General features: G+C 68.4%; 20 protein-coding genes and 4 tRNA genes. 16 read left to right on the forward strand and 8 right to left on the reverse strand.

Going from position 1 to position 25,194, the window contains the following annotated elements:
• The 3 genes from dusB to ON29_RS03960 form a co-directional block, all read right to left on the reverse strand.
• Positions 1-971 (reverse strand): tRNA dihydrouridine synthase DusB (dusB, locus tag ON29_RS03950; RefSeq protein ID WP_245548816.1); only part of this gene is annotated, 971 nt, incomplete at its 3' end.
• Between the two features lie 148 nt (positions 972-1,119).
• Positions 1,120-2,091 (reverse strand): acyl-ACP desaturase, encoded by a 972-nt coding sequence (locus ON29_RS03955; RefSeq protein ID WP_040864772.1) that lies wholly within the window; start codon positions 2,089-2,091, stop codon positions 1,120-1,122.
• 1,087 nt (positions 2,092-3,178) lie between these two features.
• Positions 3,179-3,251: transfer RNA gene (locus tag ON29_RS03960), tRNA-Lys, on the reverse strand.
• Positions 3,252-4,106: 855 nt separating this feature from the next.
• Between ON29_RS03960 and ON29_RS03965 the strand changes: the two genes are divergently transcribed.
• The 7 genes from ON29_RS03965 (at position 4,107) to ON29_RS03995 (ending at position 7,485) form a co-directional block, all read left to right on the forward strand.
• Complete coding sequence (locus ON29_RS03965) at positions 4,107-4,772, forward strand: TetR family transcriptional regulator (protein ID WP_040864773.1); 666 nt, start codon at positions 4,107-4,109, stop codon at positions 4,770-4,772.
• A 94-nt stretch (positions 4,773-4,866) separates the two neighbouring features.
• A tRNA-Glu gene (locus ON29_RS03970) sits at positions 4,867-4,939 on the forward strand.
• A gap of 29 nt (positions 4,940-4,968) precedes the next feature.
• A tRNA-Asp gene (locus ON29_RS03975) sits at positions 4,969-5,042 on the forward strand.
• Between the two features lie 58 nt (positions 5,043-5,100).
• Positions 5,101-5,174: transfer RNA gene (locus tag ON29_RS03980), tRNA-Phe, on the forward strand.
• Between the two features lie 440 nt (positions 5,175-5,614).
• Complete coding sequence (locus ON29_RS03985) at positions 5,615-6,295, forward strand: GAP family protein (RefSeq protein ID WP_040864774.1); 681 nt, start codon at positions 5,615-5,617, stop codon at positions 6,293-6,295.
• A gap of 74 nt (positions 6,296-6,369) precedes the next feature.
• The gene (locus tag ON29_RS03990) at positions 6,370-6,552 is read left to right on the forward strand and encodes a hypothetical protein (RefSeq protein ID WP_040864775.1); all 183 of its coding nucleotides are present in this window, start codon (positions 6,370-6,372) and stop codon (positions 6,550-6,552) included.
• Between the two features lie 213 nt (positions 6,553-6,765).
• Complete coding sequence (locus ON29_RS03995; RefSeq protein ID WP_281032497.1) at positions 6,766-7,485, forward strand: polyprenol monophosphomannose synthase; 720 nt, start codon at positions 6,766-6,768, stop codon at positions 7,483-7,485.
• A gap of 232 nt (positions 7,486-7,717) precedes the next feature.
• Here the strand turns inward: ON29_RS03995 and ON29_RS04000 are convergent, their stop codons facing one another.
• Entirely contained in the window at positions 7,718-9,130 is a 1,413-nt protein-coding gene (locus tag ON29_RS04000) for an HAD-IB family hydrolase (protein WP_040864777.1), read from the reverse strand.
• Positions 9,131-9,169: 39 nt separating this feature from the next.
• Complete coding sequence (locus tag ON29_RS04005) at positions 9,170-11,638, reverse strand: glycerol-3-phosphate 1-O-acyltransferase (protein WP_040864778.1); 2,469 nt, start codon at positions 11,636-11,638, stop codon at positions 9,170-9,172.
• 277 nt (positions 11,639-11,915) lie between these two features.
• Between ON29_RS04005 and nbtS the strand changes: the two genes are divergently transcribed.
• Positions 11,916-13,226, forward strand: coding sequence for a nocobactin biosynthesis salicylate synthase NbtS (gene nbtS / locus ON29_RS04010; protein ID WP_040864779.1), 1,311 nt, complete (start codon positions 11,916-11,918; stop codon positions 13,224-13,226).
• 57 nt (positions 13,227-13,283) lie between these two features.
• Here nbtS and ON29_RS04015 read toward each other — a convergent pair whose 3' ends face one another.
• Complete coding sequence (locus tag ON29_RS04015) at positions 13,284-14,900, reverse strand: (2,3-dihydroxybenzoyl)adenylate synthase (protein ID WP_040864790.1); 1,617 nt, start codon at positions 14,898-14,900, stop codon at positions 13,284-13,286.
• A gap of 134 nt (positions 14,901-15,034) precedes the next feature.
• Here ON29_RS04015 and ON29_RS04020 point away from each other — a divergent pair, with 134 nt between their 5' ends.
• From ON29_RS04020 to ON29_RS04030, 3 genes are all read left to right on the forward strand, one after another.
• Positions 15,035-15,913 (forward strand): oxidoreductase, encoded by an 879-nt coding sequence (locus tag ON29_RS04020; RefSeq protein WP_040864780.1) that lies wholly within the window; start codon positions 15,035-15,037, stop codon positions 15,911-15,913.
• A 113-nt stretch (positions 15,914-16,026) separates the two neighbouring features.
• Positions 16,027-16,497: a carboxymuconolactone decarboxylase family protein gene (locus tag ON29_RS04025; RefSeq protein ID WP_040864781.1), complete on the forward strand. Its 471-nt coding sequence runs from the start codon at positions 16,027-16,029 to the stop codon at positions 16,495-16,497.
• 235 nt (positions 16,498-16,732) lie between these two features.
• Positions 16,733-17,824 (forward strand): 3-deoxy-7-phosphoheptulonate synthase, encoded by a 1,092-nt coding sequence (locus tag ON29_RS04030; protein WP_040864782.1) that lies wholly within the window; start codon positions 16,733-16,735, stop codon positions 17,822-17,824.
• Positions 17,825-17,895: 71 nt separating this feature from the next.
• Here ON29_RS04030 and ON29_RS04035 read toward each other — a convergent pair whose 3' ends face one another.
• Positions 17,896-18,507: a GNAT family N-acetyltransferase gene (locus ON29_RS04035; RefSeq protein WP_040864783.1), complete on the reverse strand. Its 612-nt coding sequence runs from the start codon at positions 18,505-18,507 to the stop codon at positions 17,896-17,898.
• A gap of 100 nt (positions 18,508-18,607) precedes the next feature.
• Between ON29_RS04035 and ON29_RS04040 the strand changes: the two genes are divergently transcribed.
• From ON29_RS04040 to ON29_RS04050, 3 genes are all read left to right on the forward strand, one after another.
• Positions 18,608-19,519, forward strand: a complete 912-nt coding sequence (locus ON29_RS04040; RefSeq protein WP_040864784.1) for a sigma-70 family RNA polymerase sigma factor — start codon at positions 18,608-18,610, stop codon at positions 19,517-19,519.
• A 71-nt stretch (positions 19,520-19,590) separates the two neighbouring features.
• The gene (locus ON29_RS04045) at positions 19,591-20,757 is read left to right on the forward strand and encodes a pyridoxal phosphate-dependent aminotransferase (protein WP_040864785.1); all 1,167 of its coding nucleotides are present in this window, start codon (positions 19,591-19,593) and stop codon (positions 20,755-20,757) included.
• Between the two features lie 51 nt (positions 20,758-20,808).
• A complete protein-coding gene (locus ON29_RS04050; RefSeq protein ID WP_040864786.1) occupies positions 20,809-21,369 on the forward strand; it encodes a dihydrofolate reductase family protein in 561 nt (186 codons plus the stop codon).
• A gap of 25 nt (positions 21,370-21,394) precedes the next feature.
• Here ON29_RS04050 and ON29_RS04055 read toward each other — a convergent pair whose 3' ends face one another.
• Positions 21,395-22,039 carry a LysE family translocator gene (locus ON29_RS04055; protein WP_040864787.1) on the reverse strand — a complete coding sequence of 215 codons (645 nt, stop codon included), beginning with the start codon at positions 22,037-22,039 and terminating at the stop codon, positions 21,395-21,397.
• A 439-nt stretch (positions 22,040-22,478) separates the two neighbouring features.
• On the opposite strand from ON29_RS04055, the gene ON29_RS04060 reads away from it, so the two are divergent.
• Together ON29_RS04060 and ON29_RS04065 are read left to right on the forward strand one after the other, a co-directional pair.
• Entirely contained in the window at positions 22,479-24,545 is a 2,067-nt protein-coding gene (locus ON29_RS04060; protein WP_051174846.1) for an acyltransferase family protein, read from the forward strand.
• Between the two features lie 155 nt (positions 24,546-24,700).
• Positions 24,701-25,194 (forward strand): helicase-associated domain-containing protein (locus tag ON29_RS04065; protein WP_040864788.1); only part of this gene is annotated, 494 nt, incomplete at its 3' end.

Raw genomic sequence — 25,194 nt, forward strand, 5'->3', positions numbered from 1 at the left:
CCGACAAGATCTTCCAGCCGAGCGAGGCTGTCCACGGTGGCGAACGCGCGACGCAGGTCGGCGCCGACCGGGAAGCCCATCAAATACCAGGCCATGTGCTTGCGCAGGTCACGCATGGCCTTGTCCTCTCCGAGGTGCTCGGACAGCAGCGCGCCGTGCCGGTACAGCACGGCGCCGACCCGGCCCAGATCGGGCGCGGCAGGCAGCGGCTCCCCGCGCAGCGCCGCCTGCAGTTCGGCGAACAGCCACGGCCTGCCCAGGCAGCCGCGGCCGACGACCACGCCGTCGCACCCGGTCTCATCCATCATGCGAACCGCGTCGTCCGCCGAGAAGATGTCGCCGTTGCCGAGAACCGGGATCGAGGTGACGGCCTCTTTGAGCCGGGCGATCGCGGTCCAGTCGGCCTCGCCGGAGTAGCGCTGCGCAGCCGTGCGGGCGTGCAACGCGACCGCCCGCGCGCCTTCGGCTTCCGCGATGCGTCCCGCGTCCAGATAGGTGCGGTGGTCGTCATCGATGCCGATGCGAAACTTCAGGGTGATCGGGACCCCCGCCGGTTCCGCCGCCCGCACCATGGCGCGCACGATGTGCCGGAACAGCGTCCGCTTGTACGGCAGGGCGGCACCGCCGCCGAGCCGGGTGACCTTGGGCACGGGGCAGCCGAGGTTGAGGTCGATGTGGTCGGCCCAGCCCTCGCCGACGATGATGCGCACCGCTTCGCCGAGCGTGTCGGGGTCCACGCCGTAGAGCTGCATCGAGCGGGGATGCTCGTCGGCATCGAAGGACATCATGTGCAGCGTCTTCTCGTTGCGCTCGACCACCGCTCGCGCGGTGATCATCTCGCACACGTAGATCGAGGTGGGGCTGCCGAATTCCCGGCACAACTTGCGGAACGCCAGATTCGTGATGCCGGCCATCGGCGCGAGCACGACCGGCGGATCGACCGGATACGGCCCGATCCGCAGCTTCGTCATCGCCTCGGTAGTCATCGTCACGCCGACCAGTGTCTCATTTCCGCACGTAAGTCGGCCGGAGCGGGTCGCAGCGCGGCGCGGCACACCGCCGTTCATACAACCGCCGCCGCCCCGGACTCCGAGGCGGCGGCGTGCTGTAACCGGGCGCTCAGCCTACGGAGCTGCCCGCCATCTGACGATCGCGCTTGGCGGCCTCGCGGGCCAGCATCCGGTCCCGCTGCTCCTCGAACTTGACGACGTCTTTGCTCAGCTTGTCCAGGAAAATGCCGAGGCGCTCCCGGACCGCCTCGCCGCGGGCGGTGAAGTCGCTGCGCTCGAAGATGTTCCACTTCTTCAGCACCGGCTGGACGACATCTTCCAGGTGCTGGCGCAGATCGTAGATGCCGTGCTTGGCCATGAGCACGCCGTTGCGGCGGAAGTTGGGCATGCCGGCGCCCGGCATCTGGAAGTTCTCCAGGATCAGGGTGATCGCCTCGATGGCCTGGTCAGGGGCCAGGTCGAGGGCGGCGCCGCACATGTTGCGGTAGAAGATCATGTGCAAGTTCTCGTCGGCGGCGACGCGCTGCAGCATGCGGTCGGCGATCGGGTCGTCACAGACCTTGCCGGTGTTGCGGTGGCTGACCCGGGTGGCGAGTTCCTGGAAGGTGACGTACGCGACGGAATGCAGGAAGCCCGCGTCGGCTTCGGCAGGGGAGGCGAAGCCGTTGGTCATGTGGACCATCCTGGCTTCCTCGAGGGCGACCGGGTCGACGCCGCGGGTCACTACCAGGTAGTCCCGCATCACGATGCCGTGGCGGTTCTCCTCGGCGGTCCAGCGGCCCACCCAGGTGCCCCACGCGCCATCCTGAGAGAAATTCTCGGCGATCTCCCGGTGATAGGAGGGCAGGTTGTCCTCGGTGAGCAGGTTGGTGACCATGGCCGCCTTCGCGACCTCGTTGAGCCGGGACTGCTCCGGATCCCAGTCCACCCCACCGAGTGCCGCGAAATTGCGGCCGTCGTCCCACGGGACGTAGTCGTGCGGATGCCATTCCTTTGCCATGGAGAGGTGCCGGTTGACGTTTTCTTCGGCAACCGGCTCCAACTCCGTCAGAAGCTCGAGTTGAGTCAGATCCCTTGCCATGTATGAACCCTTCAGTGTGTGCTTCCGGTCGTGCAGGTCATCCCAAGGTAGACCGATACCGTTGCGGCCATACCTTACGGCACCGTAGGTGTGATGCGAAACGCATCCGTTAGACGATCGATGCCCTGGTGATCCACCACATACGACGTCTTCGCCGTTCAGTGATCCACACGAGTGTATGGGTTCTTCCTGTGAACGAGAGGACTATCGACGCGGGGTTCGTGCCGTTAGCGGGAGGTGTGGAATCGCACAATCCGCCACCGCGCCGACTATGAATCGAGTACCCAACGCTCGCGCGTGTCGAACACGGCGCGCCGAACCAAACTGCCTGTGCTCGGGTGAACCGGTCTCCTGGAAGGCACGGTCAGGAGCCCGCGTGGTCCGACGACCGTCTCGGTCGGGCAGCGAGCAAATCGCGGTGGCCGGCACCGGCGGGTGCCGCCCCAGCGCCACCCATCCCTGTCTCATCGACGTGGACGCCTGTCCTGCTCCGGCCCCCGCGCAATCAGGTCGGCGTACTTCCGAGCACGGTCTGTAGTGGAAAGCGCGTTCTTGGACGTCCCTTACTTCTGTAGACGCAGCGCCTCGGTAACTCGGAGACATCGGAAATCCGCCGCACCGGACCGGCTTCCCAGCGTCGCGGGCCCATCCGCCGCGATCGACCACGTGGCCGCACAGGGCGGGACGCTCGCCCAGAGGCGAGTCGCGATCTGCGCGATCGGCAACGCGTCCTGAATTGACTATGTCCTTTGTCACAATCCGACCGGTCGCACTGGGCACCTCACGGTCGACGTCGTGGGGAGGCCTATGACTCTGTCTCGTCGTATCCGCTCTCCAGCGGGCGTCCGCAATCCCTCGCATGGCGGTCCGCTATCTCCACCGCATAGGGAGGGTGAAGATAAGGAGCCATCGAACGGCTTGTCGGCCGAGGCGCCGAGTTCGGCTCCGATGACCGTGAAGCATTGTGCGCGACATCGGAGAGCGCAGCCTCGACGCGGCGTGTCCTGGCCGGTATAACCGGTGCTTCACCGCATAGAACTCCGCGAAACAGGTCGGGCGCCCGGAAGGCCCGGGCGCCCGACCGTTGTGCCCCCAGTAGGGCTCGAACCTACGACCTGCGGATTAAAAGTCCGTAGCTCTACCAACTGAGCTATAGGGGCGCGGAGGAACAGTGTAGTGGGATCGGGGGCGGATGCCCCAATCGGGGGAGTTCGTGTCGGCGGGCGGGTTGGATGGGTGGGGTCGGTGTGGCGGGGCGGGCGCGTCGCGGGGCGGCGTGGCGGTGGGTAACGCGGCGTGCGCGGAGGGCGATGCAGGCGGTAAACACTTGGCACCCAGCTTTGTTCATCTTAGCTGGATCTGGATATCATTCAATCGTGTTGGCTGGCAATGTCTTTGGATTTGCAGGGGGTGAACGGCTCTGGCCGGGCGAGGCTCGTGGGGCGGGTTGGCGGGCGAAACGTGGGCGGCGGCCGGTTGCCCGGCTTGCGGGTCGGCTCGCGTGAACAATCCTGGGACGCTGGCGAATTCGTGCACCCTCCGGAAGGGCCGGTTGGGTTGCCCAATATTTGCCGTAACAGAAAGCGGAATCGGATGGCCACCTGACTCTTCGGTTTGCCGCGTGTCGGATCGGGATTCCGGGTACGGTGACGCCTTGGTGAATTCCGAAAGAATCGTCGACTCGATCGGCGCTGCGGAATTCGGATTGTCGTTTCCGTGTCCGAAGGTGCCGCGGCCGGTCCGGCCGGCCACGGCTCGACGGAACTCTATGCCGCAGGAGGAGGCACGTTCAGGACGAAGAAATGCCCGGATGCGCACCCCCTGCGGCGCACCCGGGCAGGCAAACTATACCAGCTGGTGTGTTACAGGTTTTCCGCGAGTTTTCGTACCGAAGGTTTGAAATCGGGCGAAAACCGGGTTCGACGTATTGATAAAACTCATGAATTCGCGCCGAGGGTCCGTTCCTTCGGGGGTGGCTGATTTGGCGGCGAGTAGGCTTCGGAGGCGTTTCGAGCATGGCACGGCAGCAAGAGCGGGCGCGCCGGACACGGGCGGCGATTATCAGGTCCGCCGCCGTTGAGTTCGGGAAGAGCGGCTATGCCGCTGCATCGCTCAACCGCATATTGGAAGGGTCGCGTGCCACCAAGGGCGCCATGTACTTCCATTTCGATTCGAAAGAAGACCTGGCACGCGCGGTGCTGGAGACCGCGGTGGAACGCTACCGCGCCTCCGCCGAGCGCTGGCTGGCCCGAACGGATCTCAGCCCGCTGGACATCCTGCACGGGGTGGTCGACGAGATCGCGCTGCGGCTCGAGCACGACATCATCGTGCAGGCCGAGTACCGGCTGATCATCGAGCCGGACTTCTACCGTGACGTGCAGGCCGGTGGCGGCCGCATCCTGGGCCGCACCACCAGGGTGCTCACCGTCCGTGCCATCGACCACGGGCAGCTGCGCGCCGACGCCGACCCCGACCGGTTCACCCGCACGCTAGCCGCCGCGCTGGCCGGCCAGCGGTACATGGTGGATCTGCTCGGCGGGCAGGTCGATCTGCGGGCACGGTTCGAGGAGGCGCTCGAGGTCGTGATGGAGGCGATGGCCACCCCGGAATGGCTGGAGAAGTTCCGCAGCGACGGCTGGCGCACCCAGGCCCGCTTGGAGGAGCTCGGTTTGAGCCTCTGACCAGCCGGTTTGGGAATCGAGTCCGGTCTGTCATAAGCTATCCCAGCTCCCAACGGACAGCCGTTGAAAGCCGGTCCGGAGAAATCCGGGGCGAGCCCCCTTCGTCTAGCGGCCTAGGACGCCGCCCTTTCAAGGCGGTAGCGCGGGTTCGAATCCCGTAGGGGGTACGATCTTCGGATCGTTGGTAGCAGAGCATGGCCCTGTGGCGCAGTTGGTTAGCGCGCCGCCCTGTCACGGCGGAGGTCGCGGGTTCGAGTCCCGTCAGGGTCGCAAGTAAGCGCCGGAGATATCCGGCGTTTCGCGTATGGCATTCACTTCGGGTGCCTGCGGCCAGGTAGCTCAGTTGGTACGAGCGTCCGCCTGAAAAGCGGAAGGTCGCCGGTTCGATCCCGGCCCTGGCCACTCCACTCGTAGGCGAGCCCTGTTCACGGAATGCGTGAACGGGGCTCGTTTCGTCATTTCTTGTGGGGGTGCAACCCCCACGCCCCGCCCGGCGGGCTTCGCCCCCGGACCCCCATTGGTTGTGGTTGCGTTCGGGCCTGTCGTTCGGTTTGGTTCTCCGCTTGCCGAGTGGTGTCGTTTGTGACTCGGTGGGGTTGTTCTGGGTGGTCTCCGGTCGTCGGCAGTTCGGCGCGTTGATGCCCGCTTGGTGAGGAGACGCTGACTCGATTTCGCTCGACGGCCTCTGTTCGTCAATATGGCGGCGCGGGGCGGCGTCGGTCGTCCGTTGGCGGGCGTCGACTGTGCGCGAGCGGGCGGGTGGGTGTGGTGAATCACACGGTGCCGCATCCGGGTTCGGGATCGGGTGGTCACCCGGCCGCCGCGGGTAGGCTGGCGCGGCCATGTCGACCCTTCTCCTCGCCCTCGCGGGGTTCGCCTTCCTCGACTCGCTCGACCTGTTGCTGATCGGCGTCACCACGGCTGTGGTCTACGACAGCAGGTTGAGCCGTCGCTCGCCGCTGGTGGGCGGTCTGAGCTTGCTGGCGGGCGTCTTCGCCGTCACCACCGCCTTCGGGATCTGCACCATCCTGGGGATCGGCTTTCTGACCGATCTGATCGACTTCGAGATCACGCCGGCAATTCGGTACTGGGGTGAACTCGCCGCCGGGGTGTTGTTGATCGTTCTCGCGAGCATTCGAATGACGGGAACGGCCGCCCCGCGGCGGGCGCCGGCATTGCGCCGCCGACCGTGGATACTCGCCGGCCTCGGCGTGGCGATCGGTATCGCGCAGGCCCCGACAGCGGTGCCTTATCTCGCCGGACTCGCGATGATCTCCGCGCGGCATCCGCTGCCCACGTTGTGGCCACTGATCGTCGTCGCGTATTGCGCGCTCGCATTGCTGCCGCCGCTGCTGATACTCGGCCTCGCGCTGCGGCGGACGACCGGAGCGCGGCGGATGTATCGAAAAGTTGTTCGCATTATCACCACATACGGCCCGATTTCGGTGCGCGTACTGTTCGCGATCTTCGGTGTGGTCCTCCTGTGCGACGCGCTCGTCCATTACCGAAGCCTCTGGTGGTGAATTGCGGTCGCCGAGTCCGGCAACGGATGGCGTAAATGCGGTTGAGGCGTGGTGTTCGGTGGGATGCTGGAGGTATGGCTGAGCGCTGGTATTACTGCTTGAAGCACAAACGAGCCGAGCAAGGTCGGCAGTGCTGGTTCCGCGATCGGATGGGGCCGTACCCGGACCAGGCGACGGCGGAACGTGCGCTCGAGATCGCGCAGGCGCGCAACACGCGGGAAGACGCCCGGGACCGGGCCTGGCGGGACGGCGACTGAGGCGGCGCGGGGGAATGGCTCGCCGAGAGTCTTCCCCCGCACGGTGAAGTTGATCTTGAGCCGCAGGTCGGAGGCTCGGGCGGTGTGGTGCCGGGTGCGGCCGCTCAGTTCGCGATCAGGTGTATCGAGTACGGTTCTCCAGAACTCGACGAATGCTCGGAGGTCCTGGCGTGGGCTGCGAGCGGAAACCAGGATCAGCAGGGAGGGCGACCCTTGAGGGTTACCGTTGTTGTGCCGACCTACAACGAGCGGGAGAATTTGCCGGTTGCGGTGGAGCGGCTGACCGCGCTGCCGGTGCCCGACCTGCACGTACTCGTGGTGGACGACAGCTCGCCGGACGGCACCGGTGAGGTGGCCGACAAGCTGGCCGCCGAACTGCCGAACGTGGTGGGTGTGCTGCACCGGACCGAGAAGGACGGGCTCGGGCGTGCGTACGTGGCCGGCATCACGCGCGCGCTGGACGAAGGCGCGGACGTGGTGATCCAGATGGACGCCGACCTGTCGCATCCCGCCGAAGTGATCCCGGCCATGCTGGAGAAGCTCACCACCACGGACGCGGGCGTGGTGCTCGGTTCCCGCTACGTCCCGGGCGGCTCGACCGCCTCGGAATGGAAGTGGTACCGCAAGGCGCTGTCGGCCTGGGCCAACTTCTACGTGAACCTGATCCTGCGGCTGGGCGTCAAGGACGCCACCGCGGGCTTCAAGGCGTGGAAGGCCGACACCTTGCGCGCCATCGACGTGGCCTCGATCCGCAGCAACGGATACTCCTTCCAGGTCGAGATGAACTACCGCACCATCAAGAAGGGTGTCGCGATCGCCGAGGTGCCGATCCGGTTCGAGGAACGGACACTCGGCGCGTCCAAGATGAGCCTCAAAGTGCAGCTCGAGTCGGCGCTCATGCCGTGGAAGCTGCTGTTCGGCCGCGCGGTCTGAGCACATGCCGACGGGCCCCGCTTCCCGAGGGAGCGGGCCCGGGGTGGTTGCGGTCAGCGTTCGACGAGCCGGTTGCCCATCGCCTTCGACTCGTCATGAGCACCAGGTGAATCGCCGACAGGGCGACGGGAACCGACGATGTCCGAACGGGTGGCGACGGTCGCGCCGCCGACCACCCACGGCAGTACAGCGGCCGAACAGGGAAAAAGCTGCGCGGCGTGATCTCAGCTGATCAGCGGGGCCAATCCAGGAGCGTGTCGACGAACAGTTGGCGTACCTCCGCTACTTTGTCGTCCAGATCGCCCGGATCCCATGCGCTGACGTCGATCGGATCGAGAATCGCCACGTCGACCGTTCCGGGTCGGGCGACCATCGCGTTGCGCCGGCAGATCTCACCCGCGTTCCGGATGACGACCGGGATCACCGGCACCCCCGCCTGCATCGCGATGTGGAACGCGCCTTTCTTGAACGGCCCGACCTCTGGGGTGTAGGAACGAGTTCCTTCCGGAGCCACCGCGACCGACAAGCCGCCGCGCAGGGTCTCCACCACCGGTCGCAACGCCGCCCTGGCCTGCTCGCTGTTCGTGCGATCGATGAACGTCACGCCGACGAAGCGCATGAGCGGTCCGAAGACCGGATTCTTGGTCAGCTCCTTCTTGCCGATCGCCGTCACGCCGCCGCCGAGCACTTCGGGGACGATGATGATGTCGAACTGGCTCTGATGGTTGAACAGGAAGACCGCGGGCCGCGGCGATTTCGCGTTCTCGGCGCCGGTGACCCGCACCCGCACTCCCGCGATGCGCAGCGTGTTGCGCGCCGCGTGCGCCATCAACGCGTCGGCCATCTGTTGCCGGTCCTTCGTCGGCGCTTTCGACGCGACGCCGAACAGCGCGCCGCCGAGCAGCCCGGCGAACCCCGCGGCGGTACGCGCGTAGTCGCTCGCACGCGGCCGTGGACGCGGCCGGAAGACCAGCTCGCTCCAGCGTTGCCGGTCGGCGATGGCGTTCAGCGCGTCGTCGGGGTTCACCGCCACGGGACGCCCCACCAGCGACAGCGTGGGCAGGTCGGCGATCGCGCCGGCATAGGTGTAGCTGCGGCTCAGATCCACCTCGTGCGTGGCGGCGAACTCGGCGACCGCCTCGGCCTTGCGGTTGCCCCACAGCGCCTTTCCATCGGGATGCCCGGTGAGCACGCCGTCGTCGGCGGCCATGGGCGTGTAGAGCACGTGCTCGATGCCCAGTTGCGCGGCGGCGGGGGCGACTTGGAACCGGGTCAGCGAGCTGACCAGGACGATGGTGTGCCCGGCCGCTCGGTGCGTCCGGATCAGCTGCCATGCCTCGGGGTAGAGGTACTCGTAGACGGTGTGCTGGAACAGACGCCTGCCCAGTTCGTCGAGTTCCTCTTCGGAACGCCCGGCCAGCGCCTCGGACAGCTCCCGCAGCAACCGGCTGTATTCGCCGTCGGTCATGTGCTTGCGGATGCCGCCGAGCAGCACATCGGCGGGTTTGCGCCGCCGCCGGTGCCGCGGTCCGGGACCGTCGACGACGGTGCCACCGAAATCGAAGACCGCGGCGATCGCGCGGCCCTGCGGTCCGGAACGTATAGCGGCGAGCGCGGTGTCGAGATCAGCGCGCGCGTCGGTCATCGAACCTCCCGGAAACGGCCGTGCTTTCGCGTCGATCGCTCACCGCGCCTCCCGGTTGGACGGGTCGAGCGCGGCGGCCTGCGCGATGCGGGTCCCGATATTGCGCAGACGTTCGGCGAATTCTATTCTGCGCCGGAGCAATTCCGCGCGGCTCTGTTCCGGGTCGTCGTCGGCCGCCGTCTCCAGCAGGCCGTAGTTGTCGGCGAGCTTGAGTGCGCTGGTGAACAACTCGGTGGAGACCGATTCCGGGCTGTGCAGTCGTTGCTGCAACTTCATCTGCTTGCCGACCGCCACGCATTCGGTGATGAACTCCTTGCGGTCGATCTCGTCGCACGCGTCCCGGGCGGCGAGCCGTTCGGCCACCACCAACTGCGCGTCGACGAAGGAGCGCAGCACGCGGTGGGCCATGGTGAAGCCGGAGGCGGTGAGCTTCGCCAGGATGTCCGAGCCTAAGGTGTCGCGCCGGGTGTGGCTGTACCAGTCCGGATCCACCAGGAGCATCTCCGCGACCATCTGATCGGCGAACTCGCCGCGCTCGGGGAAGAAGAACTCGAATTTCAGCAGATCGCGCAGGCGGAAAGCCTCGTCCCAGCCGGTGTCGAGGGCGTCGGCCTCGTCGTTGTCGACCGCGGCCAGGATGGACAGCTCGAGGATGGCGCGGTTGACGAACCAGTGCACGGCGCTGTTGCGGTAGAAGGCGGCTTCCAGATGCGCACCCGGCTCGATCGAGTACACCGGCTCGATCCCGCCGCGATACACCGTCACCACCTTGGCCATCGAAAGCTGTTCCAGCACCACGGCCAGGCCCTGTTCGTCGCGCAGCGCGTCGAGTTCGCCGCGCGGCAGCTCGCGCTTGTCGATATAGCCGAGCACCGGGTTGAGCACCGTGCGCACCTCGCCGAGGGTGAGGGCGCGACCGTCCACTCCCAGCAGCGCCAGGGTGACCAGCGCGTTGACCGTGATCGGCGTGACCGCGTTGATGCCGACCGCGACTTCGAAAGCCAGCCGTTGTACGGCCTTCCGTTCCAGCTCGGCGACTTCCGGCGGATCGCTGTCGACGACGCCCGCTTCGGGACGCGGCGGCGGAATCGGCTCGGTGTGGTGCAGCGGGATGGTCAGCGGCGGGGTCGTCAGCGGATCGCCGTACGCGGAAAGCCGATCGCGGGCCGACAGCGGCTCGCCGAAGCGGACGTAGACGTGCCCGGCGGAGTGTTGCTGACTGCGGATGTAGCGCGCCAGCCAGGTCAGCCCCTCGGGCTTCTTCTTGCCGCCTTCCTGTTCGGTGGCGATGGCGCCGAGTTCGTTGAGCCGCTCGTAGGTGATCGAGACGGGCACCAGCATGACGTCGTCGATGCGGTTCGAACGAACCGCCGCGGCAAGGTAGTTCAGCAAGCCGTAGCGCGGTGGCCGCAGCTTGCCGGTGCGGGTGCGGCCGCCTTCGAAGTACCACTCCAGGTTGAAGCGCTTGGCCAGCAGGTAGGCGAAGTACTCCTCCACGACGGCCTTGTAGACCTCGTCGTCGCCGAAGCTGCGCCGGATGAACACCGTCCCGGTGCGCCGGGCGATCGGGCCCATCGGCCAGAAGCCGAGATTCGCGCCGCCGATCACGTGGTTCGGCGGGAAGTCGTTGCGGGCCAGAACGTCTCCCAGTACGAACGCGTCGACGTACGAGCGGTGCGAGGGCAGGAACACCAGCGGATAGCGGCGGTTGAGATCACGCAACCCGGTGAGGCCGGACACGTCGGGGTCCACCTTCCAGGTCGAAGCGTGCACCGGCCGCATGGCCTGGGTGAACAGGTCGGAGACCAGCCTGCTCTGGGCGGCGACCAGTTCGTTGAGCCCCTTCTCCGCGCGGCGGTACACCTCGTGCGGGCTCGCCCCGATCTGGTCGGCGATCAGCTCCAGCCTGCGCAGGAAGTCGGGGGAGTCGAGGATCTCCTCCGCGACCAGCTTGGGCACCTTGTACCGGTCGCCGATGATGGTGCGTTCGGCGCGTTCGAGCGCCACCACCGCCGCGCGCACGACGGCGCGGGCGAACGGCTCGGCGTTGCCCTTGTCGAACAGCGTCGAAGCCTCCGGGTTGTTCGCGCGCAGTTCGCTGAGCCGGGCGGGCGCGCCGGTCAGCACGACGTGCCGGTCCGGCGACTTGGCCAGCAGCCTGCGCTGTGCCAGCCGGTTGGGCTTGCGCGGGTTGGTCAGCAGGGCGAGATCGGCGAAGGTGACGCGGCGCACGCCGTCGCGTTCCGGGGGCAGCCACAGCACGCGGATCGGCACCACCAGCGGATCGTCGCGTCTGCCGACCAGCCGGGCGGCGATGGCGCCCGCGTCCAGGTCCAGCTGCGTGACCGGTGCGTCGGTGCCGAACTCCGTGCTGATCCCGCCGTCGGCAAGCCACTTGCCGATGAGTTCGCGTTCCACCCCCGATGCGGCGTCGATCAGGGCCACCACCGATTGCGGTGCGGTCCCGGGCCGGGCTGTCGCGGGTGAATCGCCGCGGTGATCGATCATCGATGTTCTTCCCTCCGCAGGTGACGCTCTCCACTATTCAATCCCGGCGGGTGCGTTCCCCGCAGGCAGTCGGCGCGTCGAGTTCGGTTCGGCGGGCACGGATGGCGTGATCGTCGAACGGGATGCGGGGCGAGCGCGGTGAAAGTACTTGCGGTACGGAGACCTCCGCCTCCGAGTGATCGTGTCCGCGTTGTGGCCGCGAGCACACCCGCGCCGTGAAGGAGGTAATGCTAACCTTACCTGCACAAGTTAGGCCAGGGTTACCTTTGGAGGATCGTTGTCGACCACGGAACGCCTGCGGGTTGAGTATGTGACCGATCCGGCGGCAGCGATGTCCCGGCTGGCGGGGGCGGATCGGTTCGGCGAGTACGTGATGTACGAGCGTCCGGGGGAGTGGGTGTTCGCCGCCGATCCGATCGGCAGTGTCGAACTGGACGTGCGGGAGCTGCGCGTCACCTGGGAGGGGCAGACCACGACCAGCCGGTGGGAAGGCAATCCGGCGGGCGTGATCGATCGCGCGCTCGGCGCGCTTCCCCTCGACGGGCGCAACGCCTACGGCTGGATCGGATTCGAGTTCTGCGCGTGGGCGCTCGACGCCACCGAGCACTTGGACCCGCGCACCGCGATCGCGCACCTGATGGTTCCCCGGATCGAGGTGCGGGTGGGCGAATCCGGCGTGCGGATATCGGGTGCGACGCCGACGGAGACCGGCGACATCCACGACCTGATCGCCCAGTCGCAGAACACCGAACTGCCGCAGGCGCAGCCGGCCGACATCCGCATCGATCCGACCGGCTACCGGGACCGGGTGGCCGAGGCGGTCGGCGAGATCCAGGCCGGGCGGTATCAGAAGGTCATCCTGTCCAGGAAGGTCGATCTGCCGTTCACCGTGGATGTTCCGGCCACCTATCGCCTCGGGCGCGCGCACAACACACCCGCGCGCTCGTTCCTGCTGCGGCTCGGCGGCTTGGAGGCGGCGGGCTTCAGCCCCGAACTGGTCGCGTCGGTGGACGACGACCGGGTGGTGACCACCGAACCGCTGGCGGGTACCCGGGCCTTCGGGCGTGGGTCCGCGGCCGATCTCGCCGCCAGGGCCGACCTGGTGACCGACCCGAAAGAGATCGTCGAGCACGCGATCTCGGTGCAGACCTCGTTCGCGGAGATCGCGGCCGTCGCGGACCCCGGCACGCCCGCGGTATCGGATTTCATGGCCGTGCGTGAGCGGGGCAGTGTGCAGCATCTGGCGTCCACGGTGCGTGGACGGCTGGCGGCCGATCGGTCCAGCTGGGACGCGCTGGAGGTGCTGTTCCCGTCGGTGACCGCCTCGGGGATTCCCAAGCGTGCGGGCGTCGACTCGGTGTTCCGGCTCGATCACGACCCGCGCGGGCTGTATTCCGGTGCGGTGGTGACCGTTTCGCCGACCGGCGCGATGGAGGCGACCCTCGTGCTGCGCGCGGTGTACCAGAACGCCGAGGGGGCTTGGCTGCGCGCGGGCGCGGGCATCGTCGGCCAGTCGCGGCCGGAGCGCGAGTTCGAGGAGACCTGCGAGAAGCTGGGCAGCATCGCGCCCTACGTCGTCAAGGCGTAGTGGAAGGCGAACGGGCGGCGCACCGATGATGCGCTGCCCGTCGGTCTGCCGGCAGTGCTACAGCTCGGCGCGCAAGGCCTTCTTGTCGATCTTGCCCACCGCGGTGATCGGCAATTCGTCGCTGCGGCGCAGCACGTCCGGCAGCTTGTAGGTGGCCAGCCCGCGCGCGGTCAGGAAGGTCTTGATCTCGGCCAGTGTGGGCATCTCGCCGTCGACGACCAAGACGGCGCAGACTTTTTCACCCAGCGCCGCGTCCGGCAGCCCGACGGCGGCGGCGTGCCGGACGGCGGGATGGGCGAGCAGGTGCTCCTCGAGTTCGTCGCAGGAGACGTTCTCGCCGCCGCGGTTGATCACGTCCTTGATCCGGCCGGACACCACGAGATGCCCGCTGGGCAGGCGGCGGACCAGGTCTCCGCTGCGATAGAAGCCGTCCGGGGTGAACGCGCGCGCGTTGTGCTCGGGGGCGCGGTAGTAGCCGCGGATCGTGTACGGACCCCTGGTCAGCAGTTCGCCCTCGGCGCCGGGCGCCACGTCGTTGCCGTCGCCGTCCACCACGCGGATCTCGTCGGCGGGGGAGAGCGGACGGCCCTGGCTGGTGTGCAGCAGTTCGGCGGGATCGTCGAGCCGGGTGTAATTGAGCAGGCCCTCGGCCATGCCGAACACTTGCTGCAAGGTCGCGCCCAGCGCAGGGGTCACTTCCTTGGCGTTGACCTCGGCCAGTCGCGCGCCGCCCACTTGGAGCAGGCGTAGCGAAGTCAGGTCGGCCTCTTCCCATTCGGTGGCCGCGCACCAGAGCTGGGCCAGCGGCGGCACGACGGCGGTGACCGTGACCCGGTGCCGCTCGATCGCGGCGAACGCGTTCTCCGGGCTCGGGTCGCTGACGAAGGTGACCGCGCCGCCGACCCCGATGGTGCCGAGGATCCCGGGGCAGGCCAGGGGGAAGTTGTGCGCGGCGGGCAGCGTCGCGAGGTACACGTCCCGCTCGCCGAGTTCGCACAGTTCGGCGCTGGCGGTGGCGTTGTAGAGGTAGTCGTCGTGCGTGCGCGCGATCAGCTTCGGCAGGCCGGTGGTGCCGCCGGAGACCAGCATCAAGGCGATGTCAGCCGGATCGATCTCGGGCAGTTCTCCGCCGTCACGCGGTATCGAGGCGAGGTCGGTGAACGGGCCGGGATCGCCGAGTACCAGGACGTGGCGCAGCGGCGGCACCGCGTCTCGCACGGTCGCCGCCAGGTCCCGGTAATCGAAATCGCCCGCCCGGTCGGCGACGATGTAGCCGACCGCGTCGGAAGTCCGTGCCAGGTGCTCGATTTCGGCCCGTCGATGGGCGGGCAGGCTCAACACGGGGATGATCCCGGCGCGCAGCAGGCCGAACAGCACGGTCAGGAATTCGGGCACGTTCGGCAGTTGGACCACCACGCGGTCGCCGGGGGCGATGCCGAGCGCGAGCAATCCGTGGGCCATCCGGTCCGCGGCGGCGTCGATGTCGGCGTAGCTGCGTGTGCCCTGCGCGTCGAGCAGCGCGGGACGCTGTGGGTGCCGCTGCGCGGTCGCCCGCAAGAGATCCCCGAGCGGGCGACCGGCCCAATATCCCGCGGCTCGGTACTCCCCGGCCTTGTCCGCCGGGAAAGGTACATAGCCGTCGCGATGCGCGGACTCGGTCGGTATGGAAGTCACGGTCTGCCTCACAAGATTCAAGCCAGGGTTCCCTGATGTAGGTTAGGCAACCCTACTTGAAATGGCGACGCTCCGACCGGCCCGGGCGTGTTCGACTCTGCCGTCCGGTGCTGCCGCGCACTAGACTTTCCGGCATGACCAGGTGGGACACCTCGAACATCCCCGACCAGAGCGGTCGGAAGTTCATCGTGACAGGGGCCAACAGTGGCCTGGGAGCCGAGACGGTGCGCGCGCTGGCCGCGGCGGGCGGGGAGGTGGTGCTCGCCTGCCGGAATGTGACCAAAGGGGACCGCGTGGCCGCCGAGCTGGGTGATCGGGCGCAGGTACGCGAGCTGGATCTGGCCGATCTCGCGTCGGTCCGGGCGTTCGCCGAGGGTGTCGACGGGGCCGATGTCCTGATCAACAACGCCGGCGTGATGGCCGTGCCCGAAGGCCGCACCGCCGACGGATTCGAAAAACAGGTCGGCACAAATCATCTCGGTCACTTCGCGCTCACCGGCCTACTGCTGGGCAAGATCTCGGACCGGATCGTCACCGTCTCCAGCGGTGCGCATCAGGTCGGCAAGATCGACCTGGACGATCTCAACTGGGAGCGGCGCAAGTATCAGCGGTGGGCCGCCTACGGGCAGGCCAAGCTCGCCAACCTGATGTTCGCTCGCGAGTTGCAGCGCAGATTGACCGCGGCGGGCTCGTCGAAGGTCTCGGTCGCCGCGCATCCCGGCTACGCGTCCACCGAGTTGCAGTCGCACACCGAGTCGTTCATGGACCGGGTGATGTCGCTGGGCAACCAGGTATTCGCGCAGAGCGCCGCGATGGGCGCGCTGCCGACGTTGTACGCCGCGACCACCGACGTCGAGCCCGGCGGCTACTACGGCCCGGTCGGATTCGGCGGGATGCGTGGATATCCGGGGCCTTCCGGATCGTCGAAAGCGTCCAAGGACGAGAAGGTCGCGGCCGATTTGTGGCAGCTGTCGGAGAAGCTGACCGGAGTCACCTACGCCTTCACCCGATAAGCGTCACCGGGCCTCCGGGCGATGTGATCCAGGTCTCACCGCCGGTTGTCACACTCCGCCGCTGCGCGCCGTCCTCTTGATGTACCCGCAAGGAACGGCAAAGGACGGACATCATGGAACAGCGCTTCGAACTCTTCTCCAACCCGGTCGGCGGCAGCTTCATCAAGCGACTCACCATGGCCTCCAAGGTGATCAACGACTCCACCCTGGACGCCGCGACCTATGAATTGGTGAAGATTCGGGCCAGCCAGATCAACGGCTGTGGCTACTGCACCGACATGCACACCAAGGACGCCGCGCACGCGGGCGAGACCTCGGTGCGGCTCAATCTGATCGCCGCGTGGCACGAGGCCACCGTCTTCACCGAGGCCGAGCGGGCCGCACTGGCGCTCACCGAGGAGGCCACCCGGATCGGCGACGGTCGCGCGGTCAGCGACGAGGTGTGGCAGGAAGTGCGCAAGCACTACGACGACGACCAGATCGCCGCACTCATCGCCGCCATCGCGATGATCAACGCCTGGAACCGGATGAACGTCATCGCGCGCACTCCGGCGGGGAGTTACGTCCCGGGCCAGTGGGGGTGACTCCGCGCCGACCACCGACACCGTGGCATATCTAACAACCTCGTTCACCGATCGGTTGTCGGATGGTACTGTCCCGGACGTGCAGCGCGTGTATTTCTGGTTTAGCAAGCCGGCCCCGGGTGGGCTGGTCTGCGGCAACCACGTGCGCTGACGAACTCCCACCCCGAGCCGGACGATGGACCGGCTCTGCGGGATTCTCGTCCGTGGGTCGGTCCCGAGAAAAGGAACCCACGACATGACAACCGCAGCCGACGTCGACGCACGGCATTCCGATCTGGATGATCAACGCACCCTGAACGTCAGCCCGCTGCGTTCGCCCGCGGAGGTGCGTCGCGTGCATCCGATCACCGATGCCCTCGCCGACACCGTCCGTGCGGGACGCAAAGCCACCGTCGACGTGCTGAACGGTGCGGATGATCGCTTGATGGTGATCGTCGGCCCGTGTTCCGTGCACGACCCCGCCGCCGCGCTCGACTACGCGCGCCGTCTCGCGGCGAAGGCCGCCGAACTCGGCGACCGCTTGCATGTCGTGATGCGGGTCTACTTCGAGAAGCCGCGCACCAGCCTGGGCTGGAAGGGCCTGATCAACGACCCGCATCTGGACGGCTCGTTCGACGTCAACACCGGACTCGGCTTCGGCCGCAAGCTGCTGGTCGACATCACCGCCCTCGGCCTTCCGGTGGCCTGTGAGTTCCTGGACCCGATCACTCCGCAGTACATCGCGGATCTGGTGTCCTACGGCGCGATCGGCGCGCGCACCGCGGCCAGCCAGGTGCACCGCCAGCTCAGCAGCGCGTTGTCGATGCCGGTCGGGATCAAGAACGGCACCGACGGCGACGTCCAGGTGGCGGTAGACGGTGTGCGCGCCGCGGCGGCCAGCCATGTCTTCCCCGGCACCGACCTCGACGGTCGTGCCGCGCTCATCCGCACCACGGGCAACCCGGACTGCCACGTCATCCTGCGCGGCGGCAGCAACGGACCGAACTACGACGCGGCTTCGGTCGCCGAGGCGTGCCTGCGGTTGGAGAAGGCGTCGTTGCCCGAGCGGATCGTGGTGGACGCCAGCCACGGCAACAGCAACAAGGACCACAACAAGCAGGTCGACGTGGTCACCGACATCGCGCGGCGGCTGGCGGCGGGCGAGACCGCGGTCGTCGGCGTCATGCTGGAGAGCTTCCTGGTCGCAGGACGCCAAGACCTCACCCTCGGCCACGCCGACGACCTCGCCTACGGACAGTCGATCACCGACGCCTGCCTGGACTGGGAAACCACCGCGAGCCAGCTGGACCGCCTGGCCGAGGCGGTGCGGCAGCGCCGCGAGAGCTGACTCGGCGCGAGCCGACGGGGCCGCGCACGGCATGGCCGGTGTGGACAGCGGAGGTTGCGCTCGGCGGTCGCTCACGCGGGGCCGGGTGCCCGCGCGATCGGCGTCGCACCACGGGTGAACTCGGCGGGCCAGTCGCCCGCCGGACCGGGCGGGTCGGTGCGCAGCCGGGCGGCGAGCCAGTGGTCGCGGCGTCGTCCGCGTTGGATGCTGCCCAGCCGGCACATTCCCTCGTACCGGAATCCGGCGCGCCGGGCGACCGCGGCCGAGGCGTAGTTGCCCACGTACGCGCGCCAGGCGATCCGTTCCAGGGCCAGGCCGTCGGCGCGGAACCCGAACTGGCACACCAGCTCCACCGCCTGTGTCATCAGGCCGCGCGACCGGTGCGCCGGAGCGAGCCAGAAACCGATCTCTGCCGCGCTCTCGTCGAGCGCGCCGAGACCGATCGTGCCGATCACCGGCCCGTCGGCATGCGGCCGCACCGCCCAGATCGGGCTGCGCGCCGCCCAACCCGGGACGACCATCTTCTCGATGAAGGTGACGGCGCTGTCCCGGACGTACGGCACCGGGATGGTCACCCACTCCGCGATGGCCGGATCTTGGCAGCACTCGGTGATCGTGTCGATATCGTCCGTCGTCGGGGCCGACAGCCAGATCGTCCCGTTCGACAGCGCATGGTGGTCCATCGCGTCATGCTGTCACGAAAGGTTCGGCGGATCACCCGGGTTACCTCGCCGCCGATGCCGTGCAGGAACGTTTCGAACCGGACCGTAGACTTCTTCCTCGATGGTTGCCGCGCTGCTTTCCGACCTGTTCGAGTCACATCGGGCGCATCTGCTCTCGGTCGCCTATCGGCTGACGGGCAGCGTCGGCGATGCCGAGGACGCGGTCCAGGAGAGCTGGTTGCGCTTGGCGGGCGCGCACCAGTCCGAGATCGATGACCTGCGGGCCTGGCTGACCACCGTGGTGAGCCGTATCTGCCTGGACCGGCTGCGTAGCGCGGCGGCGCGGCGAGAGAGCTACGTGGGCCAGTGGCTGCCGGAACCGGTGGTCACCGCTCGCACTCCGTCGACCGCGCCCGACCCGCTGGAAGCCGTGGTGCGCAAGCAGGAGTGCCGGTTCGCCGCGCTGATCGTGCTGGACACCCTGACGCCGCCGCAGCGCGTGGCCTTCGTCCTGCACGACGGATTGTCGGTGCCGTTCGACGAGATCGCCGACATCCTCGGCATCTCCGCCGATGCCGCGCGACAACTGGCGGTCCGTGCCCGCAAGGCGGTGACGCAGACGCCGCAGCCGGTGCCCGATGCCGAGCACGAGGCCGCCGTGCAGCGCTTTCTCCTCGCGCTGAGCTCCGGTGACGTCACCGCCGTGGCGGCGGCGCTGCATCCGGACGCGGTGATGATCGGCGATGCCAACGGCACCACCGCCACCGCGATCAACGTCCTGCGCGGCGCGGATCGCATCGCCCGTTTCTACCTGGGTCTGGTGCGCAAGTACGGGCTGGAGGACGAGGCGCCGGTCTATGAATTCGTGTCGGTGAACGGGCAGTTGGGACTGCGGGTCGCGGCTCGTCCGGCGTCCGAGGGCCGGGCCGGTTACCCCACGCGGGTGGTCGGCTTCACGGTGCGGGACGGAGTGGTCTGGGGGGCCTACGATCTGGCGAATCCGGCAAAGCTGGGCGGCGTCCGGCTGGGTTGAGCCCGGCGCGGAGCACCCCGGCGGGCTCCGTCGTTCGCGATGGCGTCGAGGGAGGGGGCTAGTCTCCGGTTATGCCCTCGCGACACCGGACCGTTGCCCGTCTGCGCCCCTTCGCGTCGACCATCTTCGCCGAGATGACCGAACTCGCCGTGCGGCACGACGCGGTCAACCTGGGGCAGGGCTTCCCCGACAGCGACGGGCCCGCGAGCATGCTGGAAGTGGCGCGCCGTGCCATCGCCGACGGGCTCAACCAGTACCCGCCCGGGCGCGGCATGCCGGTGCTGCGCCGAGCCGTGGCCGACGACCGGGCCCGGCGCTACGGGACCGACTACGACCCCGATTCGCAAGTGCTGGTGACCGTGGGCGCGACGGAGGCGATCAGCGCCGCGGTGCTCGGCTTGGTCGAGCCGGGCGAAGAGGTCGTGCTGATCGAGCCGTACTACGACTCGTACGCGGCGGCCGTGGCGCTGGCCGGCGCCCGGCGGCGCACGGCGCGCTTGGTGGCCGACGGGGACCGGTTCGTGCTCGACCTGGACAGCCTGCGTGCCGCGATCACCCCCGCGACCAGGATGCTGATCGTCAACTCGCCGCACAATCCGACCGGCACCGTGCTCGGGCGCCCGGACTTGCAGGCGATCGCCGAAATCGCCTGCGAGCACGACATTCTGGTGTTGACCGACGAGGTCTATGAGCACCTGACCTACGACGGCGCCGAGCACATCAGTTTGGCGACCCTGCCGGGCATGGCCGAACGGACGATCGTGGTGTCCAGCGCGGCGAAGACCTTCAGCGTCACCGGGTGGAAGACCGGGTGGGCGTGCGGGCCCGCCGAGCTGATCGTCGGGGTGCTCGCGGCCAAACAGTTCCTGACCTTTGTAGCGGGCGGGCCGTTCCAGCCCGCGGTCGCGCATGCGATCGACCACGAGCTGGGCTGGGTGCGGGAGCTGCGGGAGGCGCTGTCCGAGAAGCGGCTTCGTCTGTCCGCCGCGCTCGCCGACATGGGGATGCGGGTGTACACGAGCGCGGGCGGCTACTTCGTCGTCGCCGACATCACCCCGCTGGGCATCGCCGACGGTGTGGCGTTCTGCCGTGAACTGCCGAAGCGTCAAGGGGTGGCGGCGGTACCGGTCAGCGTGTTCGCCGACGACACCGCCGCCTGGAATCACCTGGTGCGTTTCACCTTCTGCAAGCGCGACGAGACGCTGGACGAGGGGGTGCGGCGACTGCGTCGCGGATGATTCGCCGAACCCTGCCGCGGGCTGTCAGGTTTCCCCGGCATCGTTGCTGCCATGGCAACTCAGTACTACACGGCAACCAGCCTCGACGGGTACCTCGCTGATCCGGACAACTCGCTCACCTGGCTTTTCGAGGTGGACGGCGCGGACGAGGCACAAGCGGGCATCGCGGGCTTCCTCGCGCAGGTCGGCGCGATGTGCATGGGCGCGACCACCTACGAGTGGATGGTGGCCAACGAGCCGCCGGAGAGCTGGCGCGAGTACTACGGTGACCTTCCGTGCTGGGTCTGTACCCACCGCGATCTCCCCGCCATACCCGGCGCGAATCTCCGGTTCGTCTCGGGGGCGATCGAGGCGGTCCACCGGGAGATGACCGAGGCGGCCGGTGATCGCAATATCTGGATCGTCGGTGGCGGCGACCTGGCCGGGCAATTCGCCGACGCCGGACTGCTCGACGAGATCATGGTGAGCGTGGCTCCGGTGACGTTGGGCGCGGGCGCACCGCTGCTGCCGCGGCGCCTGCTGTCCTCCCGGATGCGGCTCACCGGCGTCGAGCGAGCCGGTCAATTCGCGGAACTGCACTATCGCTTGACGGACCCGCCCGAGCAGCGCTGATGTGCGCGTCCCGCCCCGGTCCCGCTCAGGCCGGGGTGGGACGGGCCCGGTCGGTGGCCAGCAGAGCGGCGATGGTGCCGAGCATGGTGCCGGTGACGTAGCGCTGGACGCGCAGCCACCTGGGGCGCCCGGTGAGGAACGTCGCGAGACCGCCCGCGCCGAGCACGATCAGGCCGTTCACGCTGAGCGCCACCGCTATCTGCACCGCCCCCAGGCACAGGCTCTGCAACCACACCCGACCGTGCTCCGGCGTGACGAACTGCGGAATCAACGCCATGTACATGATCGCGATCTTCGGATTCAGCAGGTTGGTGACCAGCCCCATCGTGAACAGCCGTCGGGTGGGGTCCGCCGCCAGCGCCGTCGGCGCGAACACCGACACGCCTCCCGGCCGCACCGCCTGCCACGCCAGCCACCCCAAATAGGCGGCCCCCGCCAGCTTCACCGCCAGATACAGGCCCGGGACCACCGCGAACACCGCCGTGATCCCCGCGGTCGCCGCCGCCAGATACACGCCGAACCCCGCCGCTACCCCCGCCAACGAAACCAGCCCGGCCCGCCGCCCCTGCGAAACCGTCCGCGACACCAGATACATCATGTTCGGCCCGGGCGTGAGCACCATCCCCAACGCCGCCACCGCGACCCCCACCACCGCCGCCATCTCGATCATGCCCCCGATCCTCACTCGCCCCACCGCCCCCTGTCGCGGTCCACTTCACACCCGCTGGACGGGAGTCACCTCACCGAGCCGGCTGGAAATACCCGATGCTTCCCGGCGACTGCGGCGGCACCGGCTCGAGGCGCATATCCGGACGCAGCACATCGCCACTGCGGACGTATCCGAGCGGATCGATGGGAGCGGCTCGCCGCCCATCGTCTCCGTATCGGTTCCACTGGGATGCCGGTTGGTGGCCCGTGTTCGGAGCCGATATGAAATATCGAACATCCTGGTCAGGGGTGTATGTCGGCGGCGCGTCGGCGGGACTCGGTCCACGAAAACGATGACAATGCTGCCCATGGCGGCCACGGTCAGCGGGTTGGGAAATCGGCGGGTGGACCGGTTCGACGGCGCGTTGCCGAGAGCGGGATTTCGGGGCGATATCGAGGGCATGCGGGCGGTGGCGGTGCTGGCCGTCGTCCTGTTTCATGCGGGTGTGCCGGGGATCGGCGGTGGATTCGTCGGTGTGGACGTATTTTTCGTCATCTCCGGATTTCTCATCACCGGAATGCTCTGCCGGGAAGCGGCCGAGACGGGCACGGTCGAATTGGTTCGGTTCTACGGCGCGCGTGCGCGCAGGCTGCTGCCCGCCGCGGGCCTCGTGCTCGTCGCCACGGCTATCGCAGCGGCCGTGCTGTTGCCGCCGATGCAGGCTCGCGAAGCTCTCGGCGACGGGATCGCGAGCGCGCTGTATGCCGGGAACTATCGTTCAGCCGCGCACGGCACCGATTACCTGGCCGCTGACACGCCGCCGTCGCCGTTCCAGCATTTCTGGTCACTCGGTGTGGAGGAGCAGTTCTATTTGCTGTGGCCCGCGCTCGTGATCGCGACGGCCTGGCTCGTCCGGCGGCGGCGAAACGGCCCGGCCGCACCGCTGCCGTACCTGATCGTCCTGGCGGTGGTCGCCGCGCTCTCCTTCGCGGTCTCGCTGAGCTGGACCCGGACGCTGCCACCGTGGGCGTTCTTCGCGCTGCCCGCGCGGGCCTGGGAACTGGCTGCCGGTGGCATGGTGGCGCTGTCGGTGGTCGTGTGGTCCCGGTTGCCGCCATGGGCGGCCGTGGCCGCGGGATGGGCCGGGCTGGGGTTGATCGCGGCGGCCTGCGCCCGGCTGACCGAGAAGGCGCCATATCCCGGGACCGCTGCGCTGCTGCCCGTGCTGGGCGCGGTCCTGGTGATCGCATCCGGCTGCGCCGTAACGCGATTCGGGGTCGGCCGAGTCCTGGCCGTGCCGGAGCTGCGGGGGATCGGCAAAGTGTCCTATTCCTGGTACCTCTGGCACTGGCCGGTGCTGGTGCTCGCGCCGCAGGCGCTCGGCCGCCCGCTCGGGCTGGTCGGCGCGCTGGGGGCGGTCGCCGTGGCCGGTGGACTCGCCATACTCACCCAGCGGCTGATCGAGGATCCGGTGCGCTTCGCCGACCGGTTGACACGTTCGGGCAGGCTCAGTCTCGCGTCCGGCGGCGTGAGCACCGCGACGGCCATCTGCGTAGCGCTGGCGCTGCTCATGATCGTGCCCGCCCCGGTCGGCCGTGGCATGGCGGCGCGAAGTCTCACGCTGACCACACCGGCCGCGCCGGCCACCGCAACCGACCCGCACACCGAGGCCGTCGAGCAGTTGACGGCGCAGACCCGATCGGCGGTCGCCGCCTCGGCCGAGATTCGTGCAGTTCCGTCGAACCTCACCCCCTCCCTGGCGAGTGCACGCGGCGACCGCGCGGAGGTGTTCGACAACGGTTGTTTCCGGTCCTGGCACGACGTGGGCCAGGGGGAGTGCGCGTCCGGCGCTACGGACGCGGCCACCACGGTGGCCCTGGTCGGCGATTCCCACGCGGCGATGTGGCAACCCGCGTTCGAGCAGATCGCCGTGTCACGCCATTGGCGGCTGGAGACCATGGCCAAGGTCACCTGTCCGCTGCTCGACCTGCCCATCACCAGCCCCTATCTGGGCCGCTCGTACTCCGAATGCGAGCAGTGGCGCGGGCAGATCATGACCCGGCTGCGCAACGAGCGGCCCCGGCTGATCGTGGTGGGCATGTCCCGGCGCTACGGTGGCGACTTCGGCTTCGTGTCCTACGACCAGGCATGGATCGACAGCCTCGAGCGCCTGGTCGTCGAGCTGCGAGCCGCCGGATCGACCGTCCTCGTCCTCGGCGGAGTTCCCGATCCACACGCCACCGTCCCCGCGTGTGTGGCCGAGCACATCGATGACGCTGCGGCATGCGCCCCCGCCCGTCCGGTCGCGGTCGATGACGCGGGCATCGCGGCCGAGCACACGGCGGTCACGGCGGGCGGCGGCCGATACGCCGACCTGACCTCGCTGTTCTGCACCGCGGCCCGCTGTCCCGTCATCGTCGGCAACAACCTCGTCTACCGGGACGACAACCACCTCACCAGCGGTTACGCCATGGCGCTCGCACCGGTGATCGGCGCGCTCGCCGAACGCGCGCTCGCAGGCGGCTGAGCCGGCCCGGGGGTGCGGTTCGCGGGAAGACATCGCGCCGTTCCCGCGTTGCACCCGGTCACTGCCGCACCCGCGCCTCGCGGGAAGGGCCGGTAACCTGCGTGGTTGTCGGAGGGGTCGGGGAGAATGGCGGGGAATCTAGCTGAGGAGGGACTGTGAACGACGGTCCGCTGATCGTGCAGAGCGACAAAACGCTGCTGCTGGAGGTCGACCACGAGTTGGCCGACGCGGCGCGGCAGGCGATCGCGCCGTTCGCCGAGTTGGAACGGGCGCCGGAGCACGTGCACACCTACCGGGTGACGCCGCTGGCGCTGTGGAACGCGCGGGCGGCCGGGCACGACGCCGAGCAGGTGGTGGACGCGCTGGTCAGCTTCTCCCGGTACGCGGTGCCGCAGCCGTTGCTGGTGGACGTGGTGGACACCATGGGCCGCTACGGCAGGTTGCAGCTGGTCAAGCATCCCGCGCACGGGTTGACGCTGATCAGCCTGGATCGCGCGGTGCTGGAGGAGGTACTCCGGCACAAGAAGATCGCGCCGATGCTCGGCGCGCGCATCGATGACGACACGGTGGTGGTGCACCCGTCCGAGCGCGGCCACATCAAGCAGATGCTGCTGAAGATCGGCTGGCCCGCCGAGGACCTCGCGGGCTA

Source organism: Nocardia exalbida NBRC 100660, assembly GCF_000308575.1.
GTDB lineage: Bacteria > Actinomycetota > Actinomycetes > Mycobacteriales > Mycobacteriaceae > Nocardia > Nocardia exalbida.

What these genes read in the sequence shown, in the direction of transcription:
- ON29_RS03955 (WP_040864772.1), bottom strand. Translation starts at nt 2,091, where the DNA reads ATGGCAAGGGATCTGACTCAACTCGAGCTTCTGACGGAGTTGGAGCCG.
- ON29_RS03965 (WP_040864773.1), top strand. Translation starts at nt 4,107, where the DNA reads ATGGCACGGCAGCAAGAGCGGGCGCGCCGGACACGGGCGGCGATTATC.
- ON29_RS03985 (WP_040864774.1), top strand. Translation starts at nt 5,615, where the DNA reads ATGTCGACCCTTCTCCTCGCCCTCGCGGGGTTCGCCTTCCTCGACTCG.
- ON29_RS03990 (WP_040864775.1), top strand. Translation starts at nt 6,370, where the DNA reads ATGGCTGAGCGCTGGTATTACTGCTTGAAGCACAAACGAGCCGAGCAA.
- ON29_RS04000 (WP_040864777.1), bottom strand. Translation starts at nt 9,130, where the DNA reads ATGACCGACGCGCGCGCTGATCTCGACACCGCGCTCGCCGCTATACGT.
- ON29_RS04005 (WP_040864778.1), bottom strand. Translation starts at nt 11,638, where the DNA reads ATGATCGATCACCGCGGCGATTCACCCGCGACAGCCCGGCCCGGGACC.
- ON29_RS04020 (WP_040864780.1), top strand. Translation starts at nt 15,035, where the DNA reads ATGACCAGGTGGGACACCTCGAACATCCCCGACCAGAGCGGTCGGAAG.
- ON29_RS04025 (WP_040864781.1), top strand. Translation starts at nt 16,027, where the DNA reads ATGGAACAGCGCTTCGAACTCTTCTCCAACCCGGTCGGCGGCAGCTTC.
- ON29_RS04030 (WP_040864782.1), top strand. Translation starts at nt 16,733, where the DNA reads ATGACAACCGCAGCCGACGTCGACGCACGGCATTCCGATCTGGATGAT.
- ON29_RS04035 (WP_040864783.1), bottom strand. Translation starts at nt 18,507, where the DNA reads ATGGACCACCATGCGCTGTCGAACGGGACGATCTGGCTGTCGGCCCCG.
- ON29_RS04040 (WP_040864784.1), top strand. Translation starts at nt 18,608, where the DNA reads ATGGTTGCCGCGCTGCTTTCCGACCTGTTCGAGTCACATCGGGCGCAT.
- ON29_RS04045 (WP_040864785.1), top strand. Translation starts at nt 19,591, where the DNA reads ATGCCCTCGCGACACCGGACCGTTGCCCGTCTGCGCCCCTTCGCGTCG.
- ON29_RS04050 (WP_040864786.1), top strand. Translation starts at nt 20,809, where the DNA reads ATGGCAACTCAGTACTACACGGCAACCAGCCTCGACGGGTACCTCGCT.
- ON29_RS04055 (WP_040864787.1), bottom strand. Translation starts at nt 22,039, where the DNA reads ATGATCGAGATGGCGGCGGTGGTGGGGGTCGCGGTGGCGGCGTTGGGG.
- ON29_RS04060 (WP_051174846.1), top strand. Translation starts at nt 22,479, where the DNA reads ATGCGGGCGGTGGCGGTGCTGGCCGTCGTCCTGTTTCATGCGGGTGTG.